We start from the raw sequence: 22,465 nt of genomic DNA on the forward strand, positions 1-22,465 counted from the left end.
ATCGAGAAAAATCTCTTCGTCGACCGTGATCGAGAGCAGCACCGGCTCATCGCTGGAGTCGGAGGAAACCGCGCTCTTGGATTCGGGCAGCTTGATTGTCACCTGGGGCTGGATCTTTTTGAAGGTCGTCGTGACGATCACGAAGATCAGCAGGATCGCAAAGATATCGATGAGCGACACGATGATGACCTGCGGCGTGCGGCGCGGGCGGGCGTAAAACTTCATGCCAGCGGTTCCTCCAGCGGGGTGGGTTCATCCAGCGGCGCCGGCGGCGCGTAGCTTTCCATCCGGGACGCGGGGCGCGAGGCCGTCTGCCGCGCTTGGTGGTAATAGCACTTCGACAGGAGTTCCGCGACGAGCGACTCCATCTCCGCGGCCATGGTTTCGATCTTCTTGGTGAGATAGCTGTAGGCGATGAGGCTCGGGATGGCGATCGCCAGGCCCACGATGGTCGTGCTCAACGCCTCGGATATGCCCTTGGCAATGCCGTGCGGATCCTGTGAAGCAGTGTCCCCACCAAAGGCCGCAAAGACGGAGATCAAGCCTGACACCGCCCCGAGCAACCCGAGCAGCGGCGCGATGCCCACGATCACCTCGAGCACGAAGATCCCGCTCTCCAGCCGCACGATCTCGTGCCGCGCGCGGGTTTGGACGGCTTCCATGTTTTCGGACTTCGGCCAGTCGAGATGGTGCAGGCCCACGGTGATGATGCGAGCCAGCGTCGAGCGGTCGTGCCGCACCAGCTTCGCCAGCCGGTTGGCCGCGTCTTCATCGCCCGCTTCGATGGCCTCGATTTCCGCCTCGAGCATCGGCGGCATCACGATCTCGCGGCGCAGCGCCAGCCCGCGGAGGACGATCACCGTGACGGAGATCACCGAGCATAGGAGCAGCGGGACCATGAAAAAGCCGCCGTGATAAAAGAAGTAAAAAGCCGACTTCAGCGAGGCGGCGGCGAGGATGGGGGTCATTGGATATGATAGTACGTAAAATTGATCGTCCATTCGAATGGATCCTGGTCGCTGGGCAGCGCGGGGTTGGGCGGCGGCGGCGCGAGCTCAGCATCACGAATGGCCTGGATGGAAACATCCTCGAGGCTTTGGTTGGAAGAATTGGATTCCACTTTGACGCGAGAGACGTGCCCTTGGGCATCGACGGAAAAGCTGATACGCACCGAACCGATGGCAAACAAAGACATTTTGTCGTTTACGTAATAATGCCAGCGCGATCCGATCGCGTCGCTGACCTGCTTGCGATACTTCCCCATCGGCGTGGCGATGGAATCCACCGCGCTCTTGCCGCGGTTGGAAATACTGCTCTCGATGCGATTCTGCTCCTGCTCGGGCTGGTAACCCGACTCGTGCCGCGGCTGGGGCTTCGGCGCCGGCGTCGTGAGCTTGACCATTTGGTCGTCGAGCGGGCGAAGCACCGCCGCATGCGCCACGGGGGATGGGGTCATCGTGGGACGTTCGATCTGGGTCACGGCCTTCGGCTTCAATTCCCGCTTGGTGACGGCGATTTCTTCATCGAGCAGCTTCTCCACTGCCCGGAAATCGGTGGGCTTGGTCTTTTCCTTGTCCTTCGTGGGCGCTTTCTCCTCGCTCTTTTCCGCCTCGGGAGGCGGCGGCGTGGGGTCTTTTGGGACTTCCGCCGGGGGCGTCGTGTCCGGCGTCTGCGCCACCTGCACGGTCGGCGGGGGCGGTGCGGGCAATGGCTGCACCGAGGGCTGGGTCGGCGCGAACGGCTCGGGCGCCGGCCCGAGCAGCGAGCGCGTGTTTTGGAACGCATTGAACGGGAGTTGCTTTCCCAGTTGTCCCGGCAGGAGCGAATCGCCGGTGGCCGCCAGTTGGCTCGCCGCCTTCATGTTCTCGTCCGATTCAAAGAGCGGATCCTGCGTCGGGTCCTTGGCGATATCCAGCCCGCGCGAATCGAGGAAAGGCCGCGACGGTGGCGTAATGGTAAACGGCTGGATCTGCGGCTCCTCTTCCTCCGGCGGCACGACTTGCAGCTCGATTTCCCGCGGCTTCACCGGGGTCTTCGCGAAGTCCACGTCGTGATCCTTAAAAAAGAGGGCGAAGAGCGGGATCATCAGGAACGCCAGCAGGTGCAGGAGCAGCGAAATGACGATGCCGATGCCAATGAGCCGACCGGTGGGAATCTCCGACGTATCGGGAATCCTGGCGAGAATCGGTGCGGTGTAGCGTTGAACGAAAGTCATGCTGGCAACGGCCGAATCACAGCCGCCTCCATCAGGCCCACCACGTTAAACCGGGAAATCTGCGCGCACCACTCCACATCGGCGCCGCGGTCCGTGGCCGTGAGCGCCTGGCCGTTGCGCGCCAGGCGCAAGGCGTCGAGCGAGTTCGGATACTGTGCGGCCAGCACTGCCACGGTTTGCGCCGCATCGGTCCGGCTCGCTCCGGGCAGTTCCGCGATCAGCCGGCCGGCGGCATAGGCGTCCTCGAGGGCGAAGGTGTCAAACGTCCCCGCGCAAACCAGCAGGACCTTCTTCGGTGCCAGCGCGCGCAACGCGGCCGAGAGCGCGCCCAGGTTGAGGAGCGCCCCCACCAGGACCCGCGCGGCGCGTTCGCAAGCGCGGAGCGCCACGGTGCCATTGGTCGTCGTCGTGACGACCCGCCGGCCCTTCAGTCCCAGGTATTCACTCGGCGAATTGCCGATATCGAAACCGGGGATCGGATCCCCCTGCCGCTCACCGCCGAGCACCACATCGGGCAGCCGCGCCTTGAGCGCGTGCGCCTCCTCGATCGTGCACACCGGGTGGATCTCGCTCACCCCATTCGCCAGCCCCGTGACCATCGACGACGTCGCCCGCAACACATCGAACACCACACACGTCGTCCCCGAAAGATCGCGCGCCGGAAGCTGCGCGATTTCTGTGGGGTGAAGGACGACATCGATGTGCATGGGCATGAACGGCGCGCGGACAGCGCGCGGGAAAGCCGGTCATTAAACATCATTATCACGCCGCAACAACTACTTCTCCCATGTGGCTCTTCGCTTTGCACCCCTCGAAAATTTAATTGCAGAAATCTCCCGCAGCAGGTGCAGTCACACAACATATGGGCGCCACACAAATGAATGGCACTACATATTGTGGTTGCATTCCAAACCGAGGGAGGGCAAAACTATCGCACCCGTTGCTTCTGCTGCTCCCGCGCAGGAGTTCCTAAATCCCGAGACTTCCATTCATGAGCACCGCCCTCGTCGAATCGTCCTCCTCCAGCTCCGAAGCGCCCACCGCCGATCTCACGCGCATCTGTACCCGCGCCGCGCACTGCCCGGTCTGCGCCGCGCCCAATGCCTGCCGGCTCGAGACCGGGGAGCCCTACAAAGGCCCCTGCTGGTGCGAGGAACCGGTCCTCCTGAATTCCAGCCTGCAGCGGCTCCTCGTCGACCTGCCGGAAGCGCGCTGTCTTTGCCAGGGTTGCCTCGAAACGATCGCGGCCCATCCCGAGGTCACTTGGGATGAACTTGCCGCGCGCCGCCGCCCGGTCGCTCCGTTTCCGCCCACCACGGGCGATTTCTACATGGAGGGCAACAGCGTCGTCTTCACCGCCCAGTATCATTTGCGCCGCGGTTGGTGTTGCGGCAGCGGCTGCCGCCATTGCCCCTTCGCTTCCGAGCAGCCTCCCCTGGCTCGCTCCGCGTAGGCGATGCCGGGTCCGTGCGGCCGACCTTACTCGACGTACCGCTCCAGGACCGTCAGCAGTTCCCGCAGCTTCCGCTGGCCCTCCTTGGTATCCGAAGCGTGGGCGATGCACTCGTGGGTGTGCTGGTGAATGACCACCTCGGCGAAGGACTTGAGCGCCTTGCGCACCGACACCACCTGGGTGAGCACGTCCGGGCAATCGCGGTCCTCCTCCACCATGCGCTCGATCGCGGCGATCTGGCCGGCGATCTTGCGGAGGCGAACGAGGAGCGCTCGTTTTTCATCGGGCGGGTGAACGTGGGTATTTGTCGACATGTCGTCAGGAGGCTACTCGACCCGCGCCAAGAAACACGCAAAAGACGCACTTGTCAATATGGGCCTAGGGGGTATGCTCCTCACCATGATTTTGGCCCTGACCGACTTCTCCCAAGCCCTTTCCCAAGGCGCTTCCCACGCCTGGCTTTTCATCCCCTCCGCCATTCTGCTCGGCGCGCTCCACGGCCTGGAGCCGGGTCATTCCAAGACGATGATGGCCGCGTTCATTATCGCCATCCGCGGGACGGTCTGGCAGGCCGTGGTGCTTGGGCTCTCTGCCGCGTTCTCTCACTCACTCATCATCTGGCTGCTCGCGGCCGTCGCGCTGAAATATGGCAGCCAATGGAACGCGGAAACCACCGAGCCTTATTTCCAGCTCGCCTCCGCGGTGATCATCGCCGGCCTCGCGCTCTGGATGTTTTGGCGGACACGCCGCGATACAAAAGCCGCCGCCGCGCACGACCATCATGATCACGACCATGGACACAGCCACGGGCACGACGACACAAAGCTGATCAAGGCCGATCATGGCACCGTCATCAAACTCTCCGTCTTTGAAACCGGCGTGCCCCCCGTCTTCCGGCTGGCTTTCCTTCGCCATGGCAAATCCTTCCTCCCGAAGGCGTCCTACGTCACCATCGAGACAGTGCGGCCCGGCGGGGCGAAGCAGACTTTCGCGTTTGGGCAAAAGGAAGACTTTCTAGAGTCGACGACGGAGGTCCCGGAACCGCACGAATTCGACCTCACGATCACGCTGGCGCATGACCATCACGTGCATCGCTATCCGGTGCAATTCCGCGAGCACGATCATGACCACACTCACGATCACAGCGACCTTCCGTCTGGCGCGGATTTTCAGGACGCGCACGAAGCGGCCCACGCGCTCGATATTCAAAAGCGCTTCCTGAATCGCACCGTCACCACCCCGCAGATCGTCCTCTTCGGCCTCACCGGCGGACTGCTCCCGTGCCCGGCGGCGTTCACCGTGCTGCTGGTCTGCATGCAAGTGAAGCAGTTCACGCTCGGCTTCGCGCTCGTCGCCGCCTTCAGTTTCGGCCTGGCGCTGACGATGGTCACCGTCGGCGCGGCCGCGGCGTGGAGTGTGCGCCACGCCGAGAAGAAATTCAGCGGCTTCGGCGAGGCGATGCGCAAGGCGCCGTACCTCTCCTGCGCCCTCCTGCTCATCCTGGCGAGCTACATGGCCTGGCAAGGATGGCACGGACTGGCGACGCATCATGAAATGCTTCGAGAGTGAACGTCGTCGAGTGGAAGTGGGTCTGACAAAGCTGCGATCCGTGAATCGCCCGGCGAATCCTTACCCAAGTGACCCGCGGAACACTTTTACCAAACCATGTCCAACTCCGCCGAGACTGCCGACGAGATCGTTTTATCCGAATGGGTTTCCATTGAAATCGCCTTCTTCCAGGTTTTGCTCGTGTTGTTTCTGGTGGTGCTGAACGGATTCTTTGTCGCCTCGGAGTTTGCCATCGTCAAAGTGCGCGACAGCCAGATCGCTTCCCTCGCCGACCAGGGATTGAAGCGGGTGAAGACGGCGCGCCGCGTCATCGCCCATCTGGACGCGTATCTCTCGGCGACGCAACTCGGGATCACGCTGGCCAGCCTGGCGCTCGGCTGGGTGGGCGAGCCGTTCATCGCGCATTTGTTGCATCCCGTCTTCACGCTCGCCGGCGTGACCTCATCGGCGGTCATCACCTCGGTTTCGCTCACGCTGGCCTTTGCCGCCATCACCTTCCTGCATATCGTCCTCGGTGAACTCGCGCCGAAGTCGCTGGCCATCCGCAAACCGGTGCAGACCACGCTCTGGGTAAGCCGGCCGCTGGAACTCTTCCATCGCATCTTCCGGCCGGCAATCTGGCTGCTGCAGGGGTCGGCGAATTTTCTCCTGCGCCATCTTTTTCGCATTGAGCCCGTCGGGGAACATGAACTCGCGCATAGCGAGGAAGAACTGCGCTTCCTCCTCGCCGAGAGCGCCCGAGCGAACACGCTCACGGCACTGGGAGCCCGCATCTCCGCCCGGGCCTTTGCCCTGCAACGACTGAAGGCCCGCGACATCACGACGCCCCGCCCCGAGGTGGTCTTTTTGGATACCGGCGTCTCCTTCGAGGAGAACCTGCGCCGCGCGAAACGCTCCGGCCACACCCGCTTCCCGCTCTGCCACGGCCATCTCGACGAGACGCGGGGGCTCATTCACATCAAGGACATGATTGCCCTGGAAGGCGACCCGCCGCTCGATTTGGGCGCGATCAACCGGCACCTGCCCACGGTGCCGGAAATGATGTCGCTGGAAAAGCTGCTGGACGTCTTTCTCACCAGCCGGGCGCACCTGGCGTTGGTGCTGGACGAGTTCGGTGGCGCCGCCGGCATCGTCACCCTCGATAACGTGATCGAAGAACTGGTCGGCGACATTCAAGACGAGTTCGATGCCGGGCGATCGGACATTGAGCGGGCAAACGCCGATGAATTCGTCGTCCGCGGCGGACTTTCGCTCCATGAATTGCGCACGCTCGCTGACTTTCACCTGGAGAGCGCCGATGTGAGCACGGTGGGCGGTTATGTGACCCATCTCCTGGGCCATTTGCCGAAAGTCGGTGAAGCGGTGCCCATCGGTGAGTACCTCGCGACAGTCACGAAGGCCGACGGTCGCCGGGTCAGCCGGGTGAAGTTCCGGCGTCAAAACACCGAACCGCCCCTGGCCTCCATTTAGCGGCTATTCGCGTTGCCATTCGTTTTCGGCAGCGGAGAGGGGCCTTCGAAATTCCCGGATTCCGCGTTGAATGAGCGGCGGGGATTGGGATTCGTGGACGGCTCAGAACTACAGCCGGTGAGGACGAGGAGGACGAGGAGGACGAGAATGACGATGAGTGGGAGGCTTGTTTTCATATCACTATGGCGAATTACGATCAGGTTCACTTTTCTTCCGCAGCGCGGCGTAGAGGGCGTCGAAGCAGGCGAAGCCTTTGTCCAGCACCTCCGCGTCGCCGTGGCCGAGACGCGCCCAGCCCTTGAAAAGCAGATCGAGTCCGATGCATTCCGGGCGCTGGAATTTGGCATCTTCCAGGTCGGCATCGTGAATCATTTCACCGATGCGGCGGACCGCGGGGTCGGCGATGGCAAAGCGCATGAGCAGCGTCTCGAAAGTGCAGGCATCGCCGTGATGGGTGAACTCCACGTCCATCATGTCGTAGGGAATGGCGCCGGGATGCGCGGACGGCTTGGCCGCGAAGACAAAGCGCGCCTGCGGATCGATAAATTTGCGGATGAGCCAGGCCGAGCCCACGCGATCGATTTCGGGATGCGGACGGGTGAGCCAGAGACGGCGCCGATACGGTTTCGTGTCGAGCGCGCGACCGGGCTTGCGGGGCGGCGCGGAAAGGCGGGCGGCGCGTTCGAGGAGCACCTCTACGTCGTGCCCATCGGGGCAGGAGAAATAATCGATCGCGCGCACTTCCTGGAATTGCCGCTGCAATTTCTCCAGAGCCTCGGCGAAATCCTTGCCGGCCTTCTTGCGGTGGGCAGCGATGAGTTGCTGGAGCGGTTTGGTCAGCGCCGCGTAATCGCTGGCGCGGGCTTCGTTGAAGAGTCCCACGAGATCCTCACTGGTCAGGCCTTCGATGGAATTCACCCGGGCCAGCGTCGCGTCACCACCATCGTCCCGCACCTGCTGCACGAGCCATTGGAATCGCTCGAGGTGCGCGGGTTCATCTGGCAGGACATAGCCGGAGGTCTTGAGCGCATAGGCGCCGGATTTCTTCAGCTTCCGCCAGAGGTTCACGCGCCCGGCGGTTTTGCTCGCCGGGAGGGTGTAGAGGAGAAGGAGCCAGCCATGCGGCAACTGCGATGTTGACATAATAACATCTGAGAAATAGGTGTTTCACGTCCCGCAGGCAAGTCCTGTCGCGCTGCACCTTTCGCCACCATCCATACCCGGGAGACATGAACGAAACGCCACCACCAGTCGCCCCGAAGACGCCCCGGAACCGCCGGCGCTGGATTCTCCTGTTCTTGGCGATTGTCGGCGCCCTTACGGCCGGCGCCTTTTATCGATACATCCATGCGGGCGGTTTGCGCGCCCGCCAGACGCCTCCGGCCCTCGAGGCCTTCATCGCCCAGGGATTGGTGGACTGGAGTATCCCGCACGAAGCCAGGGTCCTCCAAAATCCGCTGAGCGCTGCGGCGGGCGGAGCGGACGTGGCCGCCGGACGGGAGTTGTACCAGAAGCATTGCGAGGCCTGCCACGGTTTCGATGGGAATGGCAAAACCAGCGCGGGCACCGGCGTGTATCCCCCGCCGTCTGGCCTCAGCCGCGCGCAGTTGAGTAAACGCCAACGGACGGACGGCGAGATTTTCTATTTCATTCGGAACGGCGTGCGGAATACGGCCATGCCGGGCTGGCAGTTGCCCGACCAGCAGACCTGGCAACTGGTGTCTTTCATTCGCAATCTGCCGGTGACCGCTTCGGTGGAAGCGCCGGCTCCCACGCCTTCCCTGCCACCCGCCCACTACGTCGGGTCCGCCGCCTGCGCAAAGTGCCACAGCGATATTTACGCGCGGTGGAAGAAGACGCCGATGGCGAATGTGGTGCGCGATCCGAAGGACCATCCCGAGGCCATCATCCCGGACCTCTCCAGCGGCGACCCGCTGATCACTTTTTCCAAAGACGACATCGCCTTTGTTTACGGGAGTATCTGGAAGCAGCGCTATTTCAAGAAGGTCGGTGATGACTACTACCCTTTCCCGGCGCAGTGGGATGTAACGCACAAGAAGTGGAAGCCGTACTTCGTGAAGGACGACTGGTGGGCTGCGTTGTATCCGCCCGACAACTTCCAACGCCCCACCGGCGCGCTCTGCGATGGCTGCCACTCGGTGAATTACGACATCAAGACGAAGGCGGTGGCGGAGTGGAATGTCGGCTGCGAAAAATGCCATGGGCCCGGGAGCGAACACCTCCGGCAGTCCGTGGCCGCCACGATCCTGAGTCCCTCCCGGATGGATTACGTCGCGGCGAATGACACCTGCATCCAATGCCATTCCCAAGGCCGGCCGTTGCAAAATCCCATTGAGGGCAAGTACTACGACTGGCCGGTGGGCTTCGAGCTATCGAAAAAACTGAGCGATTACTGGAAACTGGAGGAGCACAAGCTCGGCGAGACCACGTTCACGCATTTTGCCGATGGCACGGCGCACAAGAATCGCATGCAGGGCAACGACTACGTCACCAGTCAGATGTACACGCACGGGGTCACCTGCTTCACCTGTCACGACGCGCATGGGACGGAATATCCATCGAACCTTCGCACCCCCCCCGCTTCTCTTTGCCTGGACTGCCACGGCGCGAATTCCCCGAACGGACCGCACGCGCCCACGCTGGCGCAGCACACGCATCACCAACCCGACAGCGCCGGGAGTTCCTGCGTGGCGTGTCACATGCCGAAGATCGCGCAAACCATCGGCGACGTGAATGTGCGCAGCCACACGTTTCGTTTCGTCGGTCCCGCGTTGACGGACTCGATGAAGATTCCGAATGCCTGCAACGTGTGCCACACCGACAAGACGAGTGCGTGGACTGCGGAGGCGTTGAAGGCGTGGGAGGATCGGTCGCCTTGGCGAATGGCGCAGTGAGCGGCGGTGGGGAGGGGTGTGGGCTTGGTGGAGGGTCGAAAAAAGCCCGTCATCCTGAGCTGGGAAAGCGCAATATTTGCGGCTACTGCTTTTTGCGGGACCACGTTTTGCGGGCGTGGTGGAAGAGGTACTGCTGGGCGTAGCCGCCGTAGGGGCCGAAGTAGGTGGCGGAGAAATCGCGCAGGCGGCTGGCGGTGACGCGGCGTTTGCGCGGGAAGTAGATCTCCAGCAACACACGCTCGATCCAGACGTCGATGGGAAAGGCGCGCACCCGCTCGAAGCCGAAGAGGAGCGCGCAGTTGGCGACCTTCTCGCCGACGCCCGGAAGTCGGCACAAGGCGGCACGGGCGGCTTCATCATCCAGGCGCGCGATGGCTGCGAGGTCGATCTCGCCCGAGGCGATGAGACGGGCGGAGCCGAGCAGATTCTTCGCGCGATAGCCGAGGGCGCAGGCCCGGAGGTCCTCTTCCTTCAGCCGCGCCAGCGCCTCGGGCGTGGGATAGGCGAATAACTCGCGGCCATTCCAATCCACTTTAGCGCCGTAGCGCCGCCGCAACGTGTGTGAGATCTGCGCGATGTGGGCGACCTGTTTCATCGACGAGGTAATGAAGGTGGCGATGCACTCCCACGCGGGCTGGCGGATGAGGCGCATGCCGCGGCAAAATTGGGCGGCGGCCTGCATCGCGGGATCGTCCGGGAAACTCGCGCCGATTTCCGCCAGCGGATGATCGAGCGCGAAGTAGTGGCGGATCAATTCCTCCGTGCCCTTCGGAATGAGCAATGTTTTCCCACGCTGCTCCACATACACCGCACGGTCGCCGATCATCCCGAGCCAGCCGGCACCCTCACGCACCCAATGAAAGACCTGCCCGCAATCCAGCGTGAGTTCCAGATCGAAGTCCGGCGCAGCGCAGGTCGCGCTCGGGGCGCTCACTGGATGAAGTAGCTCAGATTCTCCAACTCGATCGCGAGGTCCACGTTGTTCACCACCACATTGTCCGGCACCTGCAAAATGATCGGCGCAAAATTCAGGATCGCGAGGACACCGGCGGCGATCAATTCATTGGTCACTTCCTGGGCGACGTTGCCGGGCACGGTGAGGATCGCCATCTTGATCCGGTTCTCGCCGACGAATTGGGTGAGCTTGGTCATGGCCAGCACTTTCACGCCGAGTTCCTTTTCCTTGGAGCGCAGCGGCCGCGCGTCAAAGGCGGCCACGACTTCAAAGCCTTCCTTGGCAAAGCCCGGGTAGCGCAGGAGCGCCGAGCCGAGGTTGCCCGCGCCGACGAGAATCACCGGCTGCAAGTGCGTGGTGCCCAGCGCCTCGGTGAGGCGCCGGCTCAAGGCGTCCACGTTGTAGCCGAGCCCCCGCGTGCCGAATTGCCCGAAATAGGTCAGGTCCTTGCGCAATTGCGTGGGCTTCACCCCGGCCGCCGTGGCCAGCGCCGCGGAGGATACGGTCTCGATATTGTTGACCCGCAAACGCTGCAACGCACGGTAGTAGAGGGACAACCGGTAGACAGTCTTGCGTGGGATGACGAGTTTCTGCATCTTGGGAAACGGGGACGAGCGCGCGACGAATTAATGGAATCTGCGACTATTGGGTAGTTTTTTCCAATCGCATCGCGTAACTCCCCTCCCCGGCATTTTCCGGGCATCTTCCTTTTTCCGTTTTCCAACCTCACCTTTTCATCCGCCCCTTCCCATGCGCCTCAATCGTTTTCTCGCTTCCGCCGGCCTCGGCTCCCGCCGCGGCGTGGAGGAACTCATCACTAGCGGCCAGGTCCGCATCAACGGCAAGGTCATCACGGACCTCGCCACGCAGGTCGAGCCCAATGACGCCGTGAAAGTCGGCAGCCGCCTGCTGCGCACCGAGCAAAAGATCACGGTGCTGCTGAACAAGCCGGCCGGGTTTTTGTGCACGGCGAGCGACGAGCGCGACCGCAAGACCATCTTCCAGCTCCTCCCGCCGAACTGGCCCCGCGTCTACCACGTGGGCCGTCTGGACAAGGACAGCGAGGGACTGCTGCTGGTGACCAACGACGGCGAGCTCTCCCTCGCCCTCACCCACCCGCGCTACAAGATCGAGAAGGAATACGAAGTCCTGATCGACAAGCCGTTCGACCCGAAGCACAAGGAGAAGCTCTTGAAGGGCTTCCACATCATCGGCGGCCGGGCCAAGACGGAGTGGGTGGAAATCCTGGCGCCGAATCACCTGCGCCTCGTGCTCACTCAAGGGATCAAGCGGCAGATCCGCCTGATGCTCTACGATCTCGGCTACGAGGTCGAACGTCTCGCCCGCATCCGCCTCGGTCCGTTGAAGATCGGCGAGATGCGCCCCGGTGAATGGCGCCTGCTGACCTCGAAAGAGATCGCGACCCTGAAAGGGCCGGCGCACGTCGAAGCGGCGAAAGCGTAGCCCACGAAAGCCGAAGCGCAGCGAACCGCAGATGATGCCGGGGCGGAGGCGGGCGGCATAAACGCCCAAGGCGCAATGGGGGCAAACGCGAAAAGGCAATAGACCCGCGAATCACGAAGCTCACACGAATAGGAAGGATTTGATTCGCGTGATCCGGTAATTCGCCGGCTCACCTTTTCTATGGCGCATTGCTGGGCGGCTTTTTTCGTGCCCTTTTCGTGTCTTTCCTAGACACCTCATCTCTCGATCCCGGCAGTTTGTAGCGGACTCTACATAGTTTCCCTTTACGGAAATCCGTAAAAGTTCGTGGTTTTGCTCTTTGCAGACCACAACTTGTTGTGTTAAACCCCGTAATGCCCCCCCGGTCCTCCACAATCTAATGCATTGCAGCAAATGCGGTAGCCTTGAAGACAAGGTGATTGATTCCCGGCTTTCGAAAGACGGCCGGTCCATTCGCCGCCGCCGCGAATGCGTGCAATGCGCCCATCGCTTCACCACGTACGAAGAGATCGAGCGCGCTGACCTCCGGGTCGTCAAACGCGACGGTCGCAGCGAACCCTTGAGCAAGCAGAAGCTGCTCGGCGGCATGATCAAGGCCTGTGAAAAGCGCCCGGTCAGTGTCGAAGTGCTCGAGAAAGCGGCCGAGGAGATCGTGCAGGAACTCGAGACGGAGTTCCGCCGCGAGATCCCCTCCAACGTGATCGGCGCCAAGGTCATGGACAAACTTCATCAGCTCGATGAAGTGGCCTACGTCCGCTACGCCTCCGTTTACCGTCATTTCCAGGACATTGGTGAATTCCTCGAGGAGATCCAATCCCTGGAGCGACGCCCCAAACGCAGCGTCTCCCAGCCCGAACTTTTCAAATAACAACCCAACAACCCACCGATGATTTCGCTCAAAGACAATCTCCCGGTCATTCAACTCCCCACCGGCCAGGTCATCTCCTTCGAATGCGAGTGGCTGGTGCGCTCCCTCGTCCAGGCGGCGGCGCGAGCCGGCTACGCCAAATGGTGGCTGGCCGCCCATGTGGCCCGCAGCGTCACGGATTATTTGCACGACCAGACGGAAGTGAACGTGCTGCCCGTGGAACGGTTGACCAATGCGGTGCAATCGGTCCTGCAGGTCATCGGCTACGCGGAAATCGGCCGCCATTTCGTGCCGGCGGCGCCGCGGGTGCAGGTCTCGCTGGTGGAAATCGCGCGCGAGGCCGGCTCGGGCTATGAACTCGCTTTCTTCGATCTACTGGGCCGCCGCATCCAGGAACTGTTGCAGGAGAAAAGTTCCTGCTTCGAGTTGCTCGGCCTCGAGCCGTGCGTGAAGCTCCTCTGCTCGCGCAAAAGCTGGAGCCGCGATTGCGAAAGCCTGCGGGCAGACATTGTTTCGTTCGCTCGTGAGCAAACAGGCACAGCCGCTGCTGACCACGAGGTCACTTTTTCCCTCGCATGACCATTTTTGAAAAGATTGCCGCTCGTGAAATCCCCGCCAAGATCGTCCATGAAACGGACGAATTCTTTGCGTTTCACGACGTCAATCCGCAGGCGCCGACCCACGTGCTCATCGTGCCGAAGCGGGTGATCCCCCGTATCGCCGAAGCGAGCGCGGCGGACTCGGAATTGCTCGGCCGCATGCTGGTGGCTTCGCGGGAGATCGCGCAGAAGCTCGGCGTCGCAGAGAGCGGCTACCGCCTGGTGATCAACAACGGACCCGATGCCGGTGAATCGGTGCCGCATCTGCACATGCATCTCCTCGGCGGGCGGCATCTCGCCTGGCCCCCCGGATAGCCTGAGGCCCTCCCACTGATCCCACGTATGCTTTCCTATTTACCTCTTCTCGTCATCGCAATCGTGTATGTCGTGCGCATTGCCGAGGTGAACCGCAAGCGGGCCACGGTGGCCGGCAAAGTACAGGAGAACCTCACGCTGCGCCTCTTCCTGCTCATCGGCACGGTCATGACGGTCGGTTCGGTCGCGGAATTCGTCATCATCAACCGTTTCACGTACTCCTACGCCGCGCTGGCCGCCGGAATTCTTTGCGCGATCGTCTCGTTCAAGCTGCGCTGGGCAGCGATTGCCGCGCTCGGCAAATTCTGGAGCTTACACGTGGAGATTCGCGAGAACCACGAGTTCGTGCAAAGCGGGCCGTTCCGCTTCCTGCGGCACCCCACTTATTTTTCGATGATCCTCGAGCTGGCCTCGTTTGGCCTGATCTGCAGCGCCTGGTGGATGTTGCTCATCATTCCCATCGTCTTCCTCCCGGCGCTTGTCCTGCGGCTGCGGCTGGAGGAACCCGCGCTGGTGGAAAAATTTGGCGACACGTACCGTGAATATCAGCGCAGGGTGCCGATGCTGATTCCCTACAAATGGCCCAGCGCGAAATAAGCGATCCGAGCCGCCGCCGCATCGTTATTACCGGCATGGGCGTGGTCACTTCGGTCGCGCAGAGGCTGGACAAATTCTGGAACTGCGTCCGCCACGGCATCAGCGGCGGAAAGCTGATGACGCGTTTTCCCGCAGGGACTTCCCCCACGACGTTCGCCGCCCAGATCGACGACTTCGATCCCGGGGAATACATGGATTCCAAGATGGCCCGCCGGCTCGACTACTCGCATCGCTACGGAGTGGCGGCGGCGCGGCTGGCCCAGCAGGATGCGGGGATCGATTTCAACAAGGTCGATGCCGATCGCGTAGGCATCGTGGAAGGCTCCTCCATGAGCGGCAATGAAGGAGCGGTGAAAGCGGAGGAAGGATTCCACAAGCGCGGCTACAAGGGTGTGGGTCCGTTCGCCTTGATCAACGGCTACAGCGGGGCAGGCTCGGGAGAAGTGGCCAAGGAACTGGGCGTGCGCGGGCATTCCATCACGCTGAGCTCGAGCAGTGCTTCCGGTAACGACGCGATCGGATATGCGGTGAGCATGATTCGCCATGAGGAAGTGGACGTGATGGTCGCAGGCGGGGCGGAAGCGCCCATCGTGCCGCACACTTGGGGAGGGCTTTGCCTGAACCAGGTCATGAGCCGGCGCAACGACCAACCGCAGGGCGCGATGCGCCCTTTCGACAAGACCCGCGACGGCATCCTCCTGGGCGAAGGCTCGGCTTACCTCGTGCTCGAAGAGCTTTCCTATGCGCTCAGCCGGGGCGCGCGGATCTATGCGGAAATTCTCGGCCACGGCCGGAGCTGCGAAGCCTACCATCCCGTGGCGCCGCATCCGGACGGCCTCGGCTATTTTCGCGCCATCCAAAAGGCCGTGCGCCAGGCGCAGCTCGACATCGAGCAGGTCGATTACATCAACGCCCACGGCACGGCTACCGAGGCGAACGACATCGTGGAGACGAAAGCGATCAAGCGCTTTTTCGGGCCGCAGGCCTACCGTTTGGCGGTGAGTTCGACGAAACCGATCACCGGGCACCTGCTGGGCGCGGCTGGTGCTCTGGAGACCATCGTGTGCGCCCTTGCTTTGTACCATCAGGAGATACCCCTGACGCTCAATTTCAACGAACCCGGTGAGGGGTGCGATCTCGATTACGTGCGGGGGCGGTCCCGCCCGTACCCGATTCGCGTGGCCCTCAACCTGAGCAGCGGCTTTGGCGGCAAGAACTCGTGCCTGGCGTTGAGCCGCTTCCCCTGACTGAGATGCGTTTCGGAGAACTGATCCCACTCATCGGCGCGCTGCTCAACCTCTCGCTGGCGATCTTCGTCTTTCTCCAGAACCCGCGCGCCGCCGTCTCGCGCGTCTATTTTTTGCTCGGGATCGGATTTGCCGTCTGGAACTTCGGCACGTTCTGGATGTTTCGCGTGACCAACGCGACGGACGCGCTGTTCTGGGCGCGGTTTCTCCAGTTCGGGGTCATCTTTATCCCCTTCGCCCTCTTTCATCTTTCTTTTCTCGTCTCGGGAATTCGCATTCCGAAAGCGGTCCTCTGGTTCGTCTACGGCTTTCACTCGCTGCTCTTTCTGAGCAACTTCCTGGACATCGAAACGAGCTTTCGCCCCCCGGCTCTCCCGGGACAGCCCTACTTCCTGGCGGGGGTCAGAAACGTGGGCTACGCGTGGTACTCCATCGCGGGGACGGGCTTTTGGATTTTCGTCGGCGTCTTTTCATTGATGTGGGTTTCCGTCGCCGTGCTCTTATGGCACCGCCGGACCCTGCCACCGCTGGGCAAACGGCGCATCACTCCGTTGATCATCGCCCAGGCAGCCATCGCCTGTTTCGGCTGCAACGACGCGCTGCCGATCCTCGGCATCTACTATTATCCGTACAGCGATGAGCCGATCTATCCGTTTGGCAGCATGGCGGCGATCTTCTACGGGGTGATCGTTGGTTACAGCGTGCTGCAGTATCAATTGCTGGACGTCCGCGTGACCCTCAACCGCAGCACGGCCAAGGCGGTCCGCGTGCTCTTCATCTTCCTCACCGGCCTGTGCTCCCTGCTCGTCTTCTGGCTCATCCAGCGGGATGAATTCACCTTCTACTCTTTTTTCGCGGGCCTCGCCACGCTGATGATTGGCGCTGTGTGTGCGTCCGTGCTTTTCCCGCGACTCTTTGGCGAAAGCAGCGAAGTGGTCGAGCGCCACATCCTTGGGGACACCTTCGAGTATCAGGACCAGGTGCGGAAGTTCATCGAGACGATTACCTGGTACAACGATCTCACGACGCTCTTTAACGATCTGCACGAATTGCTCACACGAGTCTTCCAACTCAAGAGCTACCACCTCATCCTGCGGAACGAAATGAACCAGCTCTTCGAACTGGCCCGTTCCCAGCCCTCACAAGGACCAAGAATCTTCCCCGACTTGCGGGCCCAGTCCGCCGTCTTTCGCTACTTTGAGTGGGCCAAGCGCGAGTATCTGCCGCTCGAGGAAAACGATCTCTATTCGCGCAGCACACCGCTCGTCCAACAAGCCCGGGCGGAGTTGTCCTCCATGGAGGCGCGCTTCTGTTTCCCCCTGGCCTCGGAAGGCGAGATCTTCGGACTGTTGCTCATCGGCAACAAGACGAGCGAACAGTTCACCTCCAACGACGTCGGCCTCCTCATCACCCTGGTCAAGAGCCTCAGCTTGATCGTGAACCAGATCCGCCTGAAAACCCAGGTGCAGCAAGCGACCGAGCTGGATCTGCTGGGCAAGATGTCGCGCGGCATGGCCCACGATTTGAATAACTTGCTCACCCCGGTCTGGACCCTCCTCCAGTTGAGCAGCGAGACGGGCAATAGCGAACCGCTGGATGAGGAGTTGCTCCCGGTCGCATTGCGCAACGTGTCCACCATGCGCGCCTACATCAAGGAGGCGCTCTTCTTCTCCGAGAATCTGCGACCCGACTTGCAACTGGGCCGGCTGGATCTGGTGGTCCACCAGGCGGCCGATCTCGCCAAGGCCAGCCGCAAGAAGACGCTCGAAATCATCGCCGATACACCGGGCGAAGCCCTCGTGGAGATGGATGAGGTGCTCATCCAGCGGTTGATCGCCAATCTCATCACCAATTCCATCGATGCCTCCCCGGCAGGCTCCCAGGTGCGCGTGCAACTCGAGCGCCTGGCCAAGGCCGACGCCAGTCGCGAGTGGTGGCGCGTGCGGGTGATCGACCAGGGCGAAGGCATCCCCAAGGAAAACCTCACGCGCATCCTCACCCCTTATTTCACGACCAAGAACCGCGGCGACGAGAATCGCGGCTTCGGTCTCGGGCTGGCGATTTGCCGCAAGATCGTGCACTTGCACGGCGGCCAGCTTTCCATCTCCAGCCAGCCCAAAAAGGGCACCACCGTCCAATTCGATCTGCCGAGCCGGCAGGCGAAAGCGACCTCACCCGTGGCCTTGCAGGTCCCTGCCTGATGCGCACGCTCCTCGTCATCACCCGGCAGCTTTCACTCGCGCACGCCGTGCAGACGGTGCTCGACCCGGTGAAGTTTCAAGTGATCACCAAGGAAGCAATCCCCGAGGCCGAATTCCTCCTCTCCCGCGGTGCCATCGACGCCACGATCCTGGACGCGGAGCTGACCGACGCGCGGGCCATTCGCCTCATTGAGGAGTTGAGGACGTTCGCTCCCGGTTGCCCGATTTTGATCTACTCGGGGGAGAAACAATGGGAGTGGGAGGAAGACGCCTATCTGCTCGGCGTGGAGCACATCCTCACCAAGCCGGTCCGGGGCCGGCTCCTCAACACCCTCCTCGACCGCCTCTTTCCGAACCACGAGCCGGGCAAGGCGCTCGTCCCGGCCAGTCCCACGGCCATCGAGACGGTGGCGCTGCGCCCCTATGTCGATCCCCTGCGCGCACTCGAAGGCTTGCGCCGTTTCTCCGGGGTGCTCGCCCACAGCCTGGATGCCTCCGCGCTGCTCAAGCAATTCCTCCTCCTGCTCCGCGAGATCATCGGGGTCAATCGCGCCGTCATTTTCCTGCGCAAGCCCTCCGGCGTGCTCGGCGACGGTCCGCTGGCCCAGGATGATCGCTGGCTGCGTTCCGCCTGCGCCATCGGGCACGATCAAAGCGTCCTCCAGCACTTTGCCTTGTCACTCGGCGCGGGCATTGGCGGCTATCTGCACCGTCAGGGCCGCATCCTCCGCGCAGGCAGCCACGAAGCGCAAAACAGCCGCGAAATTTCCAAGGAATTCCAACTGCTCGGCGCCCAGGTCGCCATTCCGATTCTCGATCGCGAATCGCTGCTCGGCGTGGTCGTATTTGATGAGCGCCTGACCGGCGAACCCTACGCCAACGAGGAACTCGCGCTCATTTTCCACATGCTCGAGGAAGTGGGCCTCGCCATCCGCAACACCTGGCTCCACGATCAATTGGTCGGCAACCACGATATGGTGGCGGATATTCTCGGCCAGCTCGGCAGCGGCTGCGTCGTCATCGGGGGCAATCTCAATACGCTCCACGCCAATATTGCCGCCTGCGAATACTTCCTCACCGAAAACCAGGGCAAAGGCCGGCTCGAATTCTCCGACCTGCCGCAGGAACTCGGCAGCCGCATCTTCACCGTCATCAAATCCGGCGGCAACGTGCCGCCTTTCCGTTACGACAAGCTGCCGAATGCGCCGGGCAAGGCTTTCCGCGTGAGCATCCTGCCCTTCCGCACCGCCAGCGCCACTGGGTCCAACGCCGCGCTCCTCATCATCGAGGACGTTACGGAGCACGAGCGCGCACAACGCCTGGAAATCGAGGCCTCGAATCTCCGCCTCGTAAAATCCATGGCCGAGCACCTCGCGCACGAGATCGGCAACTCCTTGGTGCCCCTCTCCACTCATCAGCAGTTGCTCAAGGAATCGATCAGCGACCCGGAATTCCAGGAATCTCTTTCCTCCGTCCTGGCCGCGGGCGTCAAACGCATCTCCCGGCTCTCCAACCAAATGGTCTTCCTCGCCCGCGAATGGAAGGGCGAGTTCCGCGAGTCCGTGCAAATCGCCGATCTCATCGTCGAGGCCTTCCACGAGGCCCACACTTTTCACCCGGGCAAAAAGCTCGCCCAGTTACAATTCAACAAGGACATCTCGCCCTGGACCGTCACCGGCGACCACAAAGCCCTGCGACACGCCTTTTCCGAGATCATCCTCAATGCTCTGCAGGCCAATCCCGAGGACCCGAATGTCGCCGTCCATCTCTCCGAGAATCCCGACGGCTCACCCGAACTGCGAGTCGAGGTGCGCGATTCCGGCAGCGGTTTCGAGCTCGAGGCGGCACAGCGGGCCCCGGAACCCTTCTTCTCCACCCGGAATGTTGGCCTCGGACTAGGATTGACAGTGTCCCGCAAAATAATTGAGAGTCACCACGGCAAGATTGAGATACCGCTCCCGCAAAAGGGCGAACCCGGTGTTGTCCGGATCTCTCTACCGCTTCCGAACTAACTGGAAATAATCGCTTTTGCCAAATTCAACCCGCCGAAGGCACCTAATTTGCTCTCTCACCGACGCGATGAAATCCGCCCTTACCCCCCGTAATTTCGCGTATCTGTTCGTCCTGACTGCCTTGAATGCCACCAGCTTTGGGCTCGGCTTTCGCATTCCTGACCAAGGCGCCGCCGCCACCGCCCGGGGCGACGCCTTCGCGGCGACCGCCGATGACCCCTCCGCCATTTACTACAACCCGGCTGGCATCAGCCAGTTGGACGGCACCCGCGTCCTGCTCGGAGCCTACGCGATTTCCTTGAAGACCCGCGTTTCGCTCGATACCCCCGGCGAGAACAGCAGCTTCTCCAGCAAAAATACTCAGCTCCAGTCGGTGCCCCAATTCTACGCCACCTGGAAACTCAAAAATGCGCCCATCACTCTCGGGCTGGGCGTCTACGCCCCCTTCGGCTTTGCCCTGGAATATCCCGACGACACTCCCCTTCGCACCCTGGCGCACAAGGGCAGCATTCAATACTCGACCGTCAATCCCGTGATCGCCTGGAAGATTTGCGACACCCTCTCCGTCGCCGGTGGTGTCACGGTGAACTATAGCAAGGCCGATCTCGAGCAAGGAGTGCTCGCTCCCGGCGACGAGTTTAAGTTTCAAGGCGATGGCTTCACCACCGGCTTCAATGCGGGCATCATGTGGGATCCGCATCGCATGCATCATTTCGGCCTCACTTATCGCAGCGCGACGCGGGTGACCTATAGCGGCCACACCTATGTGAATACCGACCCCTTCTCCGTAGCCACACCCTTCGGTAAGTTCCCGGTCGCCGGCATCCACACCCGGCAGGATGCCGACGCCACCTTCGACCTGCCCCAGACCATCACCGCCGGCTACTCCTTCCGGCCGACCGACGACTGGAACTTCGAATTCGACCTCGACTGGGCCGACTGGGGCACGCTCAACACCGTCCACCTGCATCAAACCACGAGTACCATCGACATCCCATTTAACTGGCGCTCCAGCTTCATGTATGAATTCGGCGTGACGAAGAAGTTTGCGCACAACTTTCGCGCCAGCGTAGGCTATGTTTACAGCAAGAATTCCGTGCCCAACGAAGTTTTCAGTCCTGCCATTCCCGATTCCGACCGCCACATCTTCAGTGCGGGCTTTGGCCAGAGCTACGATCACTTTAACTGGAATCTCGCCTACCAATACACCTATGGTCCCGCACGCACCATCGACCAGGGCAGCATCGCCGATGGTGCCTACCGCTTTGACAGCCACGCCGTTACCCTCTCGCTTGGATACAACTTCTGAGCCTCCGCCCACACCCGGCCCTGCGACACCCAGCAAGCCGACACTTCTGATCGTCGACGACGAAGAAGGTCCTCGACAGTCCCTGCGTATCGTCTTCAAGAACGACTACCATGTGCTGGTCGCCTCCGACGGACTCGAGGCCATCATGCTCGCCCGGTCGAACCCGATCAGTGTGGTCGTGTGCGACATCATGATGCTCGGCATGTCCGGCGTGGAGGTGCTCAAGGAACTCAAGCAGATCGATCCCGTCGTCGAAGTCATCATGCTCACGGCGTTCGAGACGATCGAGACCGCGCGCCAGGCCCTGCGCCACGGCGCGAGCGATTACCTCAACAAGCCTTTCGATATTCCCACGATGCGGGCCGCCGTGGCCCACGCCGCGCAGAAGCACCGCACCGCGGTGGAATTCCGCCAGGGCAACCAGCAGTTGCAGGAACTCCAGCGCGTGATCCAGGACCAGCGAGTGCGCGAGGAACTGGTCCGCACCCAAGGCGAGATCTACGCCAGCGTGCTGCACGACATCAACAGCCCGCTCACCGTCATCTCCGGCTTCGTCGAGCTCATCAATCGCTCGATGCAAAACACGGCACGCGTGGAAGGCCAGCAGCTCGAGAGCTTGCGCGACGATCTAAACAAGCTCAACGGCCAGGTCGGCCGCTGCTTTGAAATCTCCCGCCGCTACCTCAGCTTCCTGCACAACCAGACGGTCGAGAAATCGCAGGTCGGCGTGAACCAGATCATGAGCGATCTGAAGGAATTGCTCGCCCGCCACCCCACTTCCAAGGGTCATCAACTCACCGTCAACCACCTCGAACGCGACGTGATTGCCGAGATCAACGGCACCGATTTCCTGCAAGTCCTGCTCAATCTCACGATCAATGCGCTCCAGAGCACCTCGCATCCGCACCGGGTCACGGTGACCAGCCAGTTGCACCCCAATCCGATCGATGTCCGGAAATTTCCGGACAGCCCGACGCAGCGCATGGTCAATCGGGAGGGCTTCGCCAACCGCACGCCCATCCTCACCATCACCATCGAGGACGACGGTCCTGGCATTCCGGGCGACATTCTCGCGCGGATGTTCGAGCAGCGCTTCACCACCAAGCCGCCCGAGCACGGCACCGGCCTCGGCCTCTCGATCGTCAAGCGCCTCGTCCGCGAGGCCAAGGGCGCGATCCTCATCCAGTCCGCTCCCGGCGCCGGAGCCAAGTTCACCGTCTGCCTGCAGACGCTGAGCTGATCCGGTCAACCCACCCGGCGTTCCGCGGGAACCTGG

23 protein-coding genes are annotated in these 22,465 nt (G+C 61.9%); 14 read left to right on the forward strand and 9 right to left on the reverse strand.

Annotated features, from left to right (window positions below):
* From ABJF10_RS05055 to ABJF10_RS05070, 4 genes are all read right to left on the reverse strand, one after another.
* Positions 1-225: biopolymer transporter ExbD (locus ABJF10_RS05055; RefSeq protein ID WP_348543436.1), on the reverse strand; the 225-nt coding region annotated here is incomplete at its 3' end.
* Positions 222-968: a MotA/TolQ/ExbB proton channel family protein gene (locus ABJF10_RS05060; protein ID WP_348543437.1), complete on the reverse strand. Its 747-nt coding sequence runs from the start codon at positions 966-968 to the stop codon at positions 222-224. The genes ABJF10_RS05060 and ABJF10_RS05055, both read right to left, overlap by 4 nt.
* Complete coding sequence (locus ABJF10_RS05065; RefSeq protein ID WP_348543438.1) at positions 965-2,215, reverse strand: TonB family protein; 1,251 nt, start codon at positions 2,213-2,215, stop codon at positions 965-967. The genes ABJF10_RS05060 and ABJF10_RS05065 overlap by 4 nt, the downstream gene beginning before the upstream one ends.
* On the reverse strand, positions 2,212-2,928 hold the full coding sequence (locus ABJF10_RS05070; protein ID WP_348543439.1) for a 2-phosphosulfolactate phosphatase: 717 nt from the start codon (positions 2,926-2,928) through the stop codon (positions 2,212-2,214). The genes ABJF10_RS05065 and ABJF10_RS05070 overlap by 4 nt, the downstream gene beginning before the upstream one ends.
* 278 nt (positions 2,929-3,206) lie before the next feature.
* Here ABJF10_RS05070 and ABJF10_RS05075 point away from each other — a divergent pair, with 278 nt between their 5' ends.
* Positions 3,207-3,668 (forward strand): cysteine-rich CWC family protein, encoded by a 462-nt coding sequence (locus ABJF10_RS05075; protein ID WP_348543440.1) that lies wholly within the window; start codon positions 3,207-3,209, stop codon positions 3,666-3,668.
* A 26-nt stretch (positions 3,669-3,694) separates the two neighbouring features.
* Here ABJF10_RS05075 and ABJF10_RS05080 read toward each other — a convergent pair whose 3' ends face one another.
* The gene (locus ABJF10_RS05080; RefSeq protein WP_348543441.1) at positions 3,695-3,982 is read right to left on the reverse strand and encodes a metal-sensitive transcriptional regulator; all 288 of its coding nucleotides are present in this window, start codon (positions 3,980-3,982) and stop codon (positions 3,695-3,697) included.
* 85 nt (positions 3,983-4,067) lie between these two features.
* Here ABJF10_RS05080 and ABJF10_RS05085 point away from each other — a divergent pair, with 85 nt between their 5' ends.
* Both ABJF10_RS05085 and ABJF10_RS05090 read left to right on the forward strand, forming a co-directional pair.
* Positions 4,068-5,237 (forward strand): nickel/cobalt efflux transporter, encoded by a 1,170-nt coding sequence (locus tag ABJF10_RS05085; protein ID WP_348543442.1) that lies wholly within the window; start codon positions 4,068-4,070, stop codon positions 5,235-5,237.
* Between the two features lie 96 nt (positions 5,238-5,333).
* Entirely contained in the window at positions 5,334-6,707 is a 1,374-nt protein-coding gene (locus ABJF10_RS05090) for a hemolysin family protein (protein WP_348543443.1), read from the forward strand.
* Here ABJF10_RS05090 and ABJF10_RS05095 read toward each other — a convergent pair.
* Together ABJF10_RS05095 and ABJF10_RS05100 are read right to left on the reverse strand one after the other, a co-directional pair.
* On the reverse strand, positions 6,704-6,883 hold the full coding sequence (locus ABJF10_RS05095) for a hypothetical protein (RefSeq protein WP_348543444.1): 180 nt from the start codon (positions 6,881-6,883) through the stop codon (positions 6,704-6,706). The two genes, ABJF10_RS05090 and ABJF10_RS05095, sit on opposite strands and share 4 nt — an antisense overlap.
* Before the next feature lie 4 nt (positions 6,884-6,887).
* A complete protein-coding gene (locus ABJF10_RS05100; RefSeq protein ID WP_348543445.1) occupies positions 6,888-7,850 on the reverse strand; it encodes a chromate resistance protein ChrB domain-containing protein in 963 nt (320 codons plus the stop codon).
* Positions 7,851-7,936: 86 nt separating this feature from the next.
* Here ABJF10_RS05100 and ABJF10_RS05105 point away from each other — a divergent pair, with 86 nt between their 5' ends.
* Entirely contained in the window at positions 7,937-9,622 is a 1,686-nt protein-coding gene (locus ABJF10_RS05105) for a c-type cytochrome (RefSeq protein ID WP_348543446.1), read from the forward strand.
* 82 nt (positions 9,623-9,704) lie between these two features.
* Here ABJF10_RS05105 and ABJF10_RS05110 read toward each other — a convergent pair whose 3' ends face one another.
* Positions 9,705-10,556, reverse strand: coding sequence for a DNA glycosylase (locus tag ABJF10_RS05110; RefSeq protein ID WP_348543447.1), 852 nt, complete (start codon positions 10,554-10,556; stop codon positions 9,705-9,707).
* Entirely contained in the window at positions 10,553-11,173 is a 621-nt protein-coding gene (locus tag ABJF10_RS05115) for a redox-sensing transcriptional repressor Rex (protein WP_348543448.1), read from the reverse strand. Before ABJF10_RS05115 ends, ABJF10_RS05110 begins: the two co-directional genes overlap by 4 nt.
* Before the next feature lie 154 nt (positions 11,174-11,327).
* Between ABJF10_RS05115 and ABJF10_RS05120 the strand changes: the two genes are divergently transcribed.
* From ABJF10_RS05120 to ABJF10_RS05165, 10 genes are all read left to right on the forward strand, one after another.
* On the forward strand, positions 11,328-12,041 hold the full coding sequence (locus tag ABJF10_RS05120) for a pseudouridine synthase (protein WP_348543449.1): 714 nt from the start codon (positions 11,328-11,330) through the stop codon (positions 12,039-12,041).
* A 379-nt stretch (positions 12,042-12,420) separates the two neighbouring features.
* Complete coding sequence (gene nrdR, locus ABJF10_RS05125) at positions 12,421-12,909, forward strand: transcriptional regulator NrdR (protein ID WP_348543450.1); 489 nt, start codon at positions 12,421-12,423, stop codon at positions 12,907-12,909.
* A gap of 18 nt (positions 12,910-12,927) precedes the next feature.
* Complete coding sequence (locus tag ABJF10_RS05130; protein ID WP_348543451.1) at positions 12,928-13,488, forward strand: hypothetical protein; 561 nt, start codon at positions 12,928-12,930, stop codon at positions 13,486-13,488.
* A complete protein-coding gene (locus tag ABJF10_RS05135) occupies positions 13,485-13,823 on the forward strand; it encodes a histidine triad nucleotide-binding protein (protein ID WP_348543452.1) in 339 nt (112 codons plus the stop codon). Before ABJF10_RS05130 ends, ABJF10_RS05135 begins: the two co-directional genes overlap by 4 nt.
* Before the next feature lie 27 nt (positions 13,824-13,850).
* Positions 13,851-14,420, forward strand: a complete 570-nt coding sequence (locus ABJF10_RS05140) for an isoprenylcysteine carboxylmethyltransferase family protein (RefSeq protein WP_348543453.1) — start codon at positions 13,851-13,853, stop codon at positions 14,418-14,420.
* Complete coding sequence (locus ABJF10_RS05145; RefSeq protein ID WP_348543454.1) at positions 14,402-15,667, forward strand: beta-ketoacyl-[acyl-carrier-protein] synthase family protein; 1,266 nt, start codon at positions 14,402-14,404, stop codon at positions 15,665-15,667. Before ABJF10_RS05140 ends, ABJF10_RS05145 begins: the two co-directional genes overlap by 19 nt.
* 5 nt (positions 15,668-15,672) lie before the next feature.
* The gene (locus tag ABJF10_RS05150; RefSeq protein ID WP_348543455.1) at positions 15,673-17,868 is read left to right on the forward strand and encodes an ATP-binding protein; all 2,196 of its coding nucleotides are present in this window, start codon (positions 15,673-15,675) and stop codon (positions 17,866-17,868) included.
* Entirely contained in the window at positions 17,868-19,880 is a 2,013-nt protein-coding gene (locus tag ABJF10_RS05155) for an ATP-binding protein (RefSeq protein ID WP_348543456.1), read from the forward strand. Before ABJF10_RS05150 ends, ABJF10_RS05155 begins: the two co-directional genes overlap by 1 nt.
* 67 nt (positions 19,881-19,947) lie before the next feature.
* The gene (locus tag ABJF10_RS05160) at positions 19,948-21,189 is read left to right on the forward strand and encodes an outer membrane protein transport protein (RefSeq protein ID WP_348543457.1); all 1,242 of its coding nucleotides are present in this window, start codon (positions 19,948-19,950) and stop codon (positions 21,187-21,189) included.
* A complete protein-coding gene (locus ABJF10_RS05165; protein WP_348543458.1) occupies positions 21,173-22,429 on the forward strand; it encodes a response regulator in 1,257 nt (418 codons plus the stop codon). Before ABJF10_RS05160 ends, ABJF10_RS05165 begins: the two co-directional genes overlap by 17 nt.
* Positions 22,430-22,465 lie beyond the last annotated feature (36 nt).

The sequence above is a fragment of the Chthoniobacter sp. genome, from assembly GCF_040003245.1.
Classification (GTDB): domain Bacteria; phylum Verrucomicrobiota; class Verrucomicrobiia; order Chthoniobacterales; family Chthoniobacteraceae; genus Chthoniobacter.

Excerpts from the sequence above, each read along its gene's own strand:
- ABJF10_RS05065 (WP_348543438.1), bottom strand. The coding sequence starts at position 2,215 with ATGACTTTCGTTCAACGCTACACCGCACCGATTCTCGCCAGGATTCCC.
- ABJF10_RS05080 (WP_348543441.1), bottom strand. The coding sequence starts at position 3,982 with ATGTCGACAAATACCCACGTTCACCCGCCCGATGAAAAACGAGCGCTC.
- nrdR (WP_348543450.1), top strand. The coding sequence starts at position 12,421 with ATGCATTGCAGCAAATGCGGTAGCCTTGAAGACAAGGTGATTGATTCC.
- ABJF10_RS05100 (WP_348543445.1), bottom strand. The coding sequence starts at position 7,850 with ATGTCAACATCGCAGTTGCCGCATGGCTGGCTCCTTCTCCTCTACACC.
- ABJF10_RS05115 (WP_348543448.1), bottom strand. The coding sequence starts at position 11,173 with ATGCAGAAACTCGTCATCCCACGCAAGACTGTCTACCGGTTGTCCCTC.
- ABJF10_RS05145 (WP_348543454.1), top strand. The coding sequence starts at position 14,402 with ATGGCCCAGCGCGAAATAAGCGATCCGAGCCGCCGCCGCATCGTTATT.
- ABJF10_RS05150 (WP_348543455.1), top strand. The coding sequence starts at position 15,673 with ATGCGTTTCGGAGAACTGATCCCACTCATCGGCGCGCTGCTCAACCTC.
- ABJF10_RS05105 (WP_348543446.1), top strand. The coding sequence starts at position 7,937 with ATGAACGAAACGCCACCACCAGTCGCCCCGAAGACGCCCCGGAACCGC.
- ABJF10_RS05070 (WP_348543439.1), bottom strand. The coding sequence starts at position 2,928 with ATGCCCATGCACATCGATGTCGTCCTTCACCCCACAGAAATCGCGCAG.
- ABJF10_RS05085 (WP_348543442.1), top strand. The coding sequence starts at position 4,068 with ATGATTTTGGCCCTGACCGACTTCTCCCAAGCCCTTTCCCAAGGCGCT.
- ABJF10_RS05130 (WP_348543451.1), top strand. The coding sequence starts at position 12,928 with ATGATTTCGCTCAAAGACAATCTCCCGGTCATTCAACTCCCCACCGGC.
- ABJF10_RS05090 (WP_348543443.1), top strand. The coding sequence starts at position 5,334 with ATGTCCAACTCCGCCGAGACTGCCGACGAGATCGTTTTATCCGAATGG.
- ABJF10_RS05095 (WP_348543444.1), bottom strand. The coding sequence starts at position 6,883 with ATGAAAACAAGCCTCCCACTCATCGTCATTCTCGTCCTCCTCGTCCTC.
- ABJF10_RS05160 (WP_348543457.1), top strand. The coding sequence starts at position 19,948 with ATGAAATCCGCCCTTACCCCCCGTAATTTCGCGTATCTGTTCGTCCTG.
- ABJF10_RS05155 (WP_348543456.1), top strand. The coding sequence starts at position 17,868 with ATGCGCACGCTCCTCGTCATCACCCGGCAGCTTTCACTCGCGCACGCC.
- ABJF10_RS05075 (WP_348543440.1), top strand. The coding sequence starts at position 3,207 with ATGAGCACCGCCCTCGTCGAATCGTCCTCCTCCAGCTCCGAAGCGCCC.
- ABJF10_RS05140 (WP_348543453.1), top strand. The coding sequence starts at position 13,851 with ATGCTTTCCTATTTACCTCTTCTCGTCATCGCAATCGTGTATGTCGTG.
- ABJF10_RS05135 (WP_348543452.1), top strand. The coding sequence starts at position 13,485 with ATGACCATTTTTGAAAAGATTGCCGCTCGTGAAATCCCCGCCAAGATC.
- ABJF10_RS05120 (WP_348543449.1), top strand. The coding sequence starts at position 11,328 with ATGCGCCTCAATCGTTTTCTCGCTTCCGCCGGCCTCGGCTCCCGCCGC.
- ABJF10_RS05060 (WP_348543437.1), bottom strand. The coding sequence starts at position 968 with ATGACCCCCATCCTCGCCGCCGCCTCGCTGAAGTCGGCTTTTTACTTC.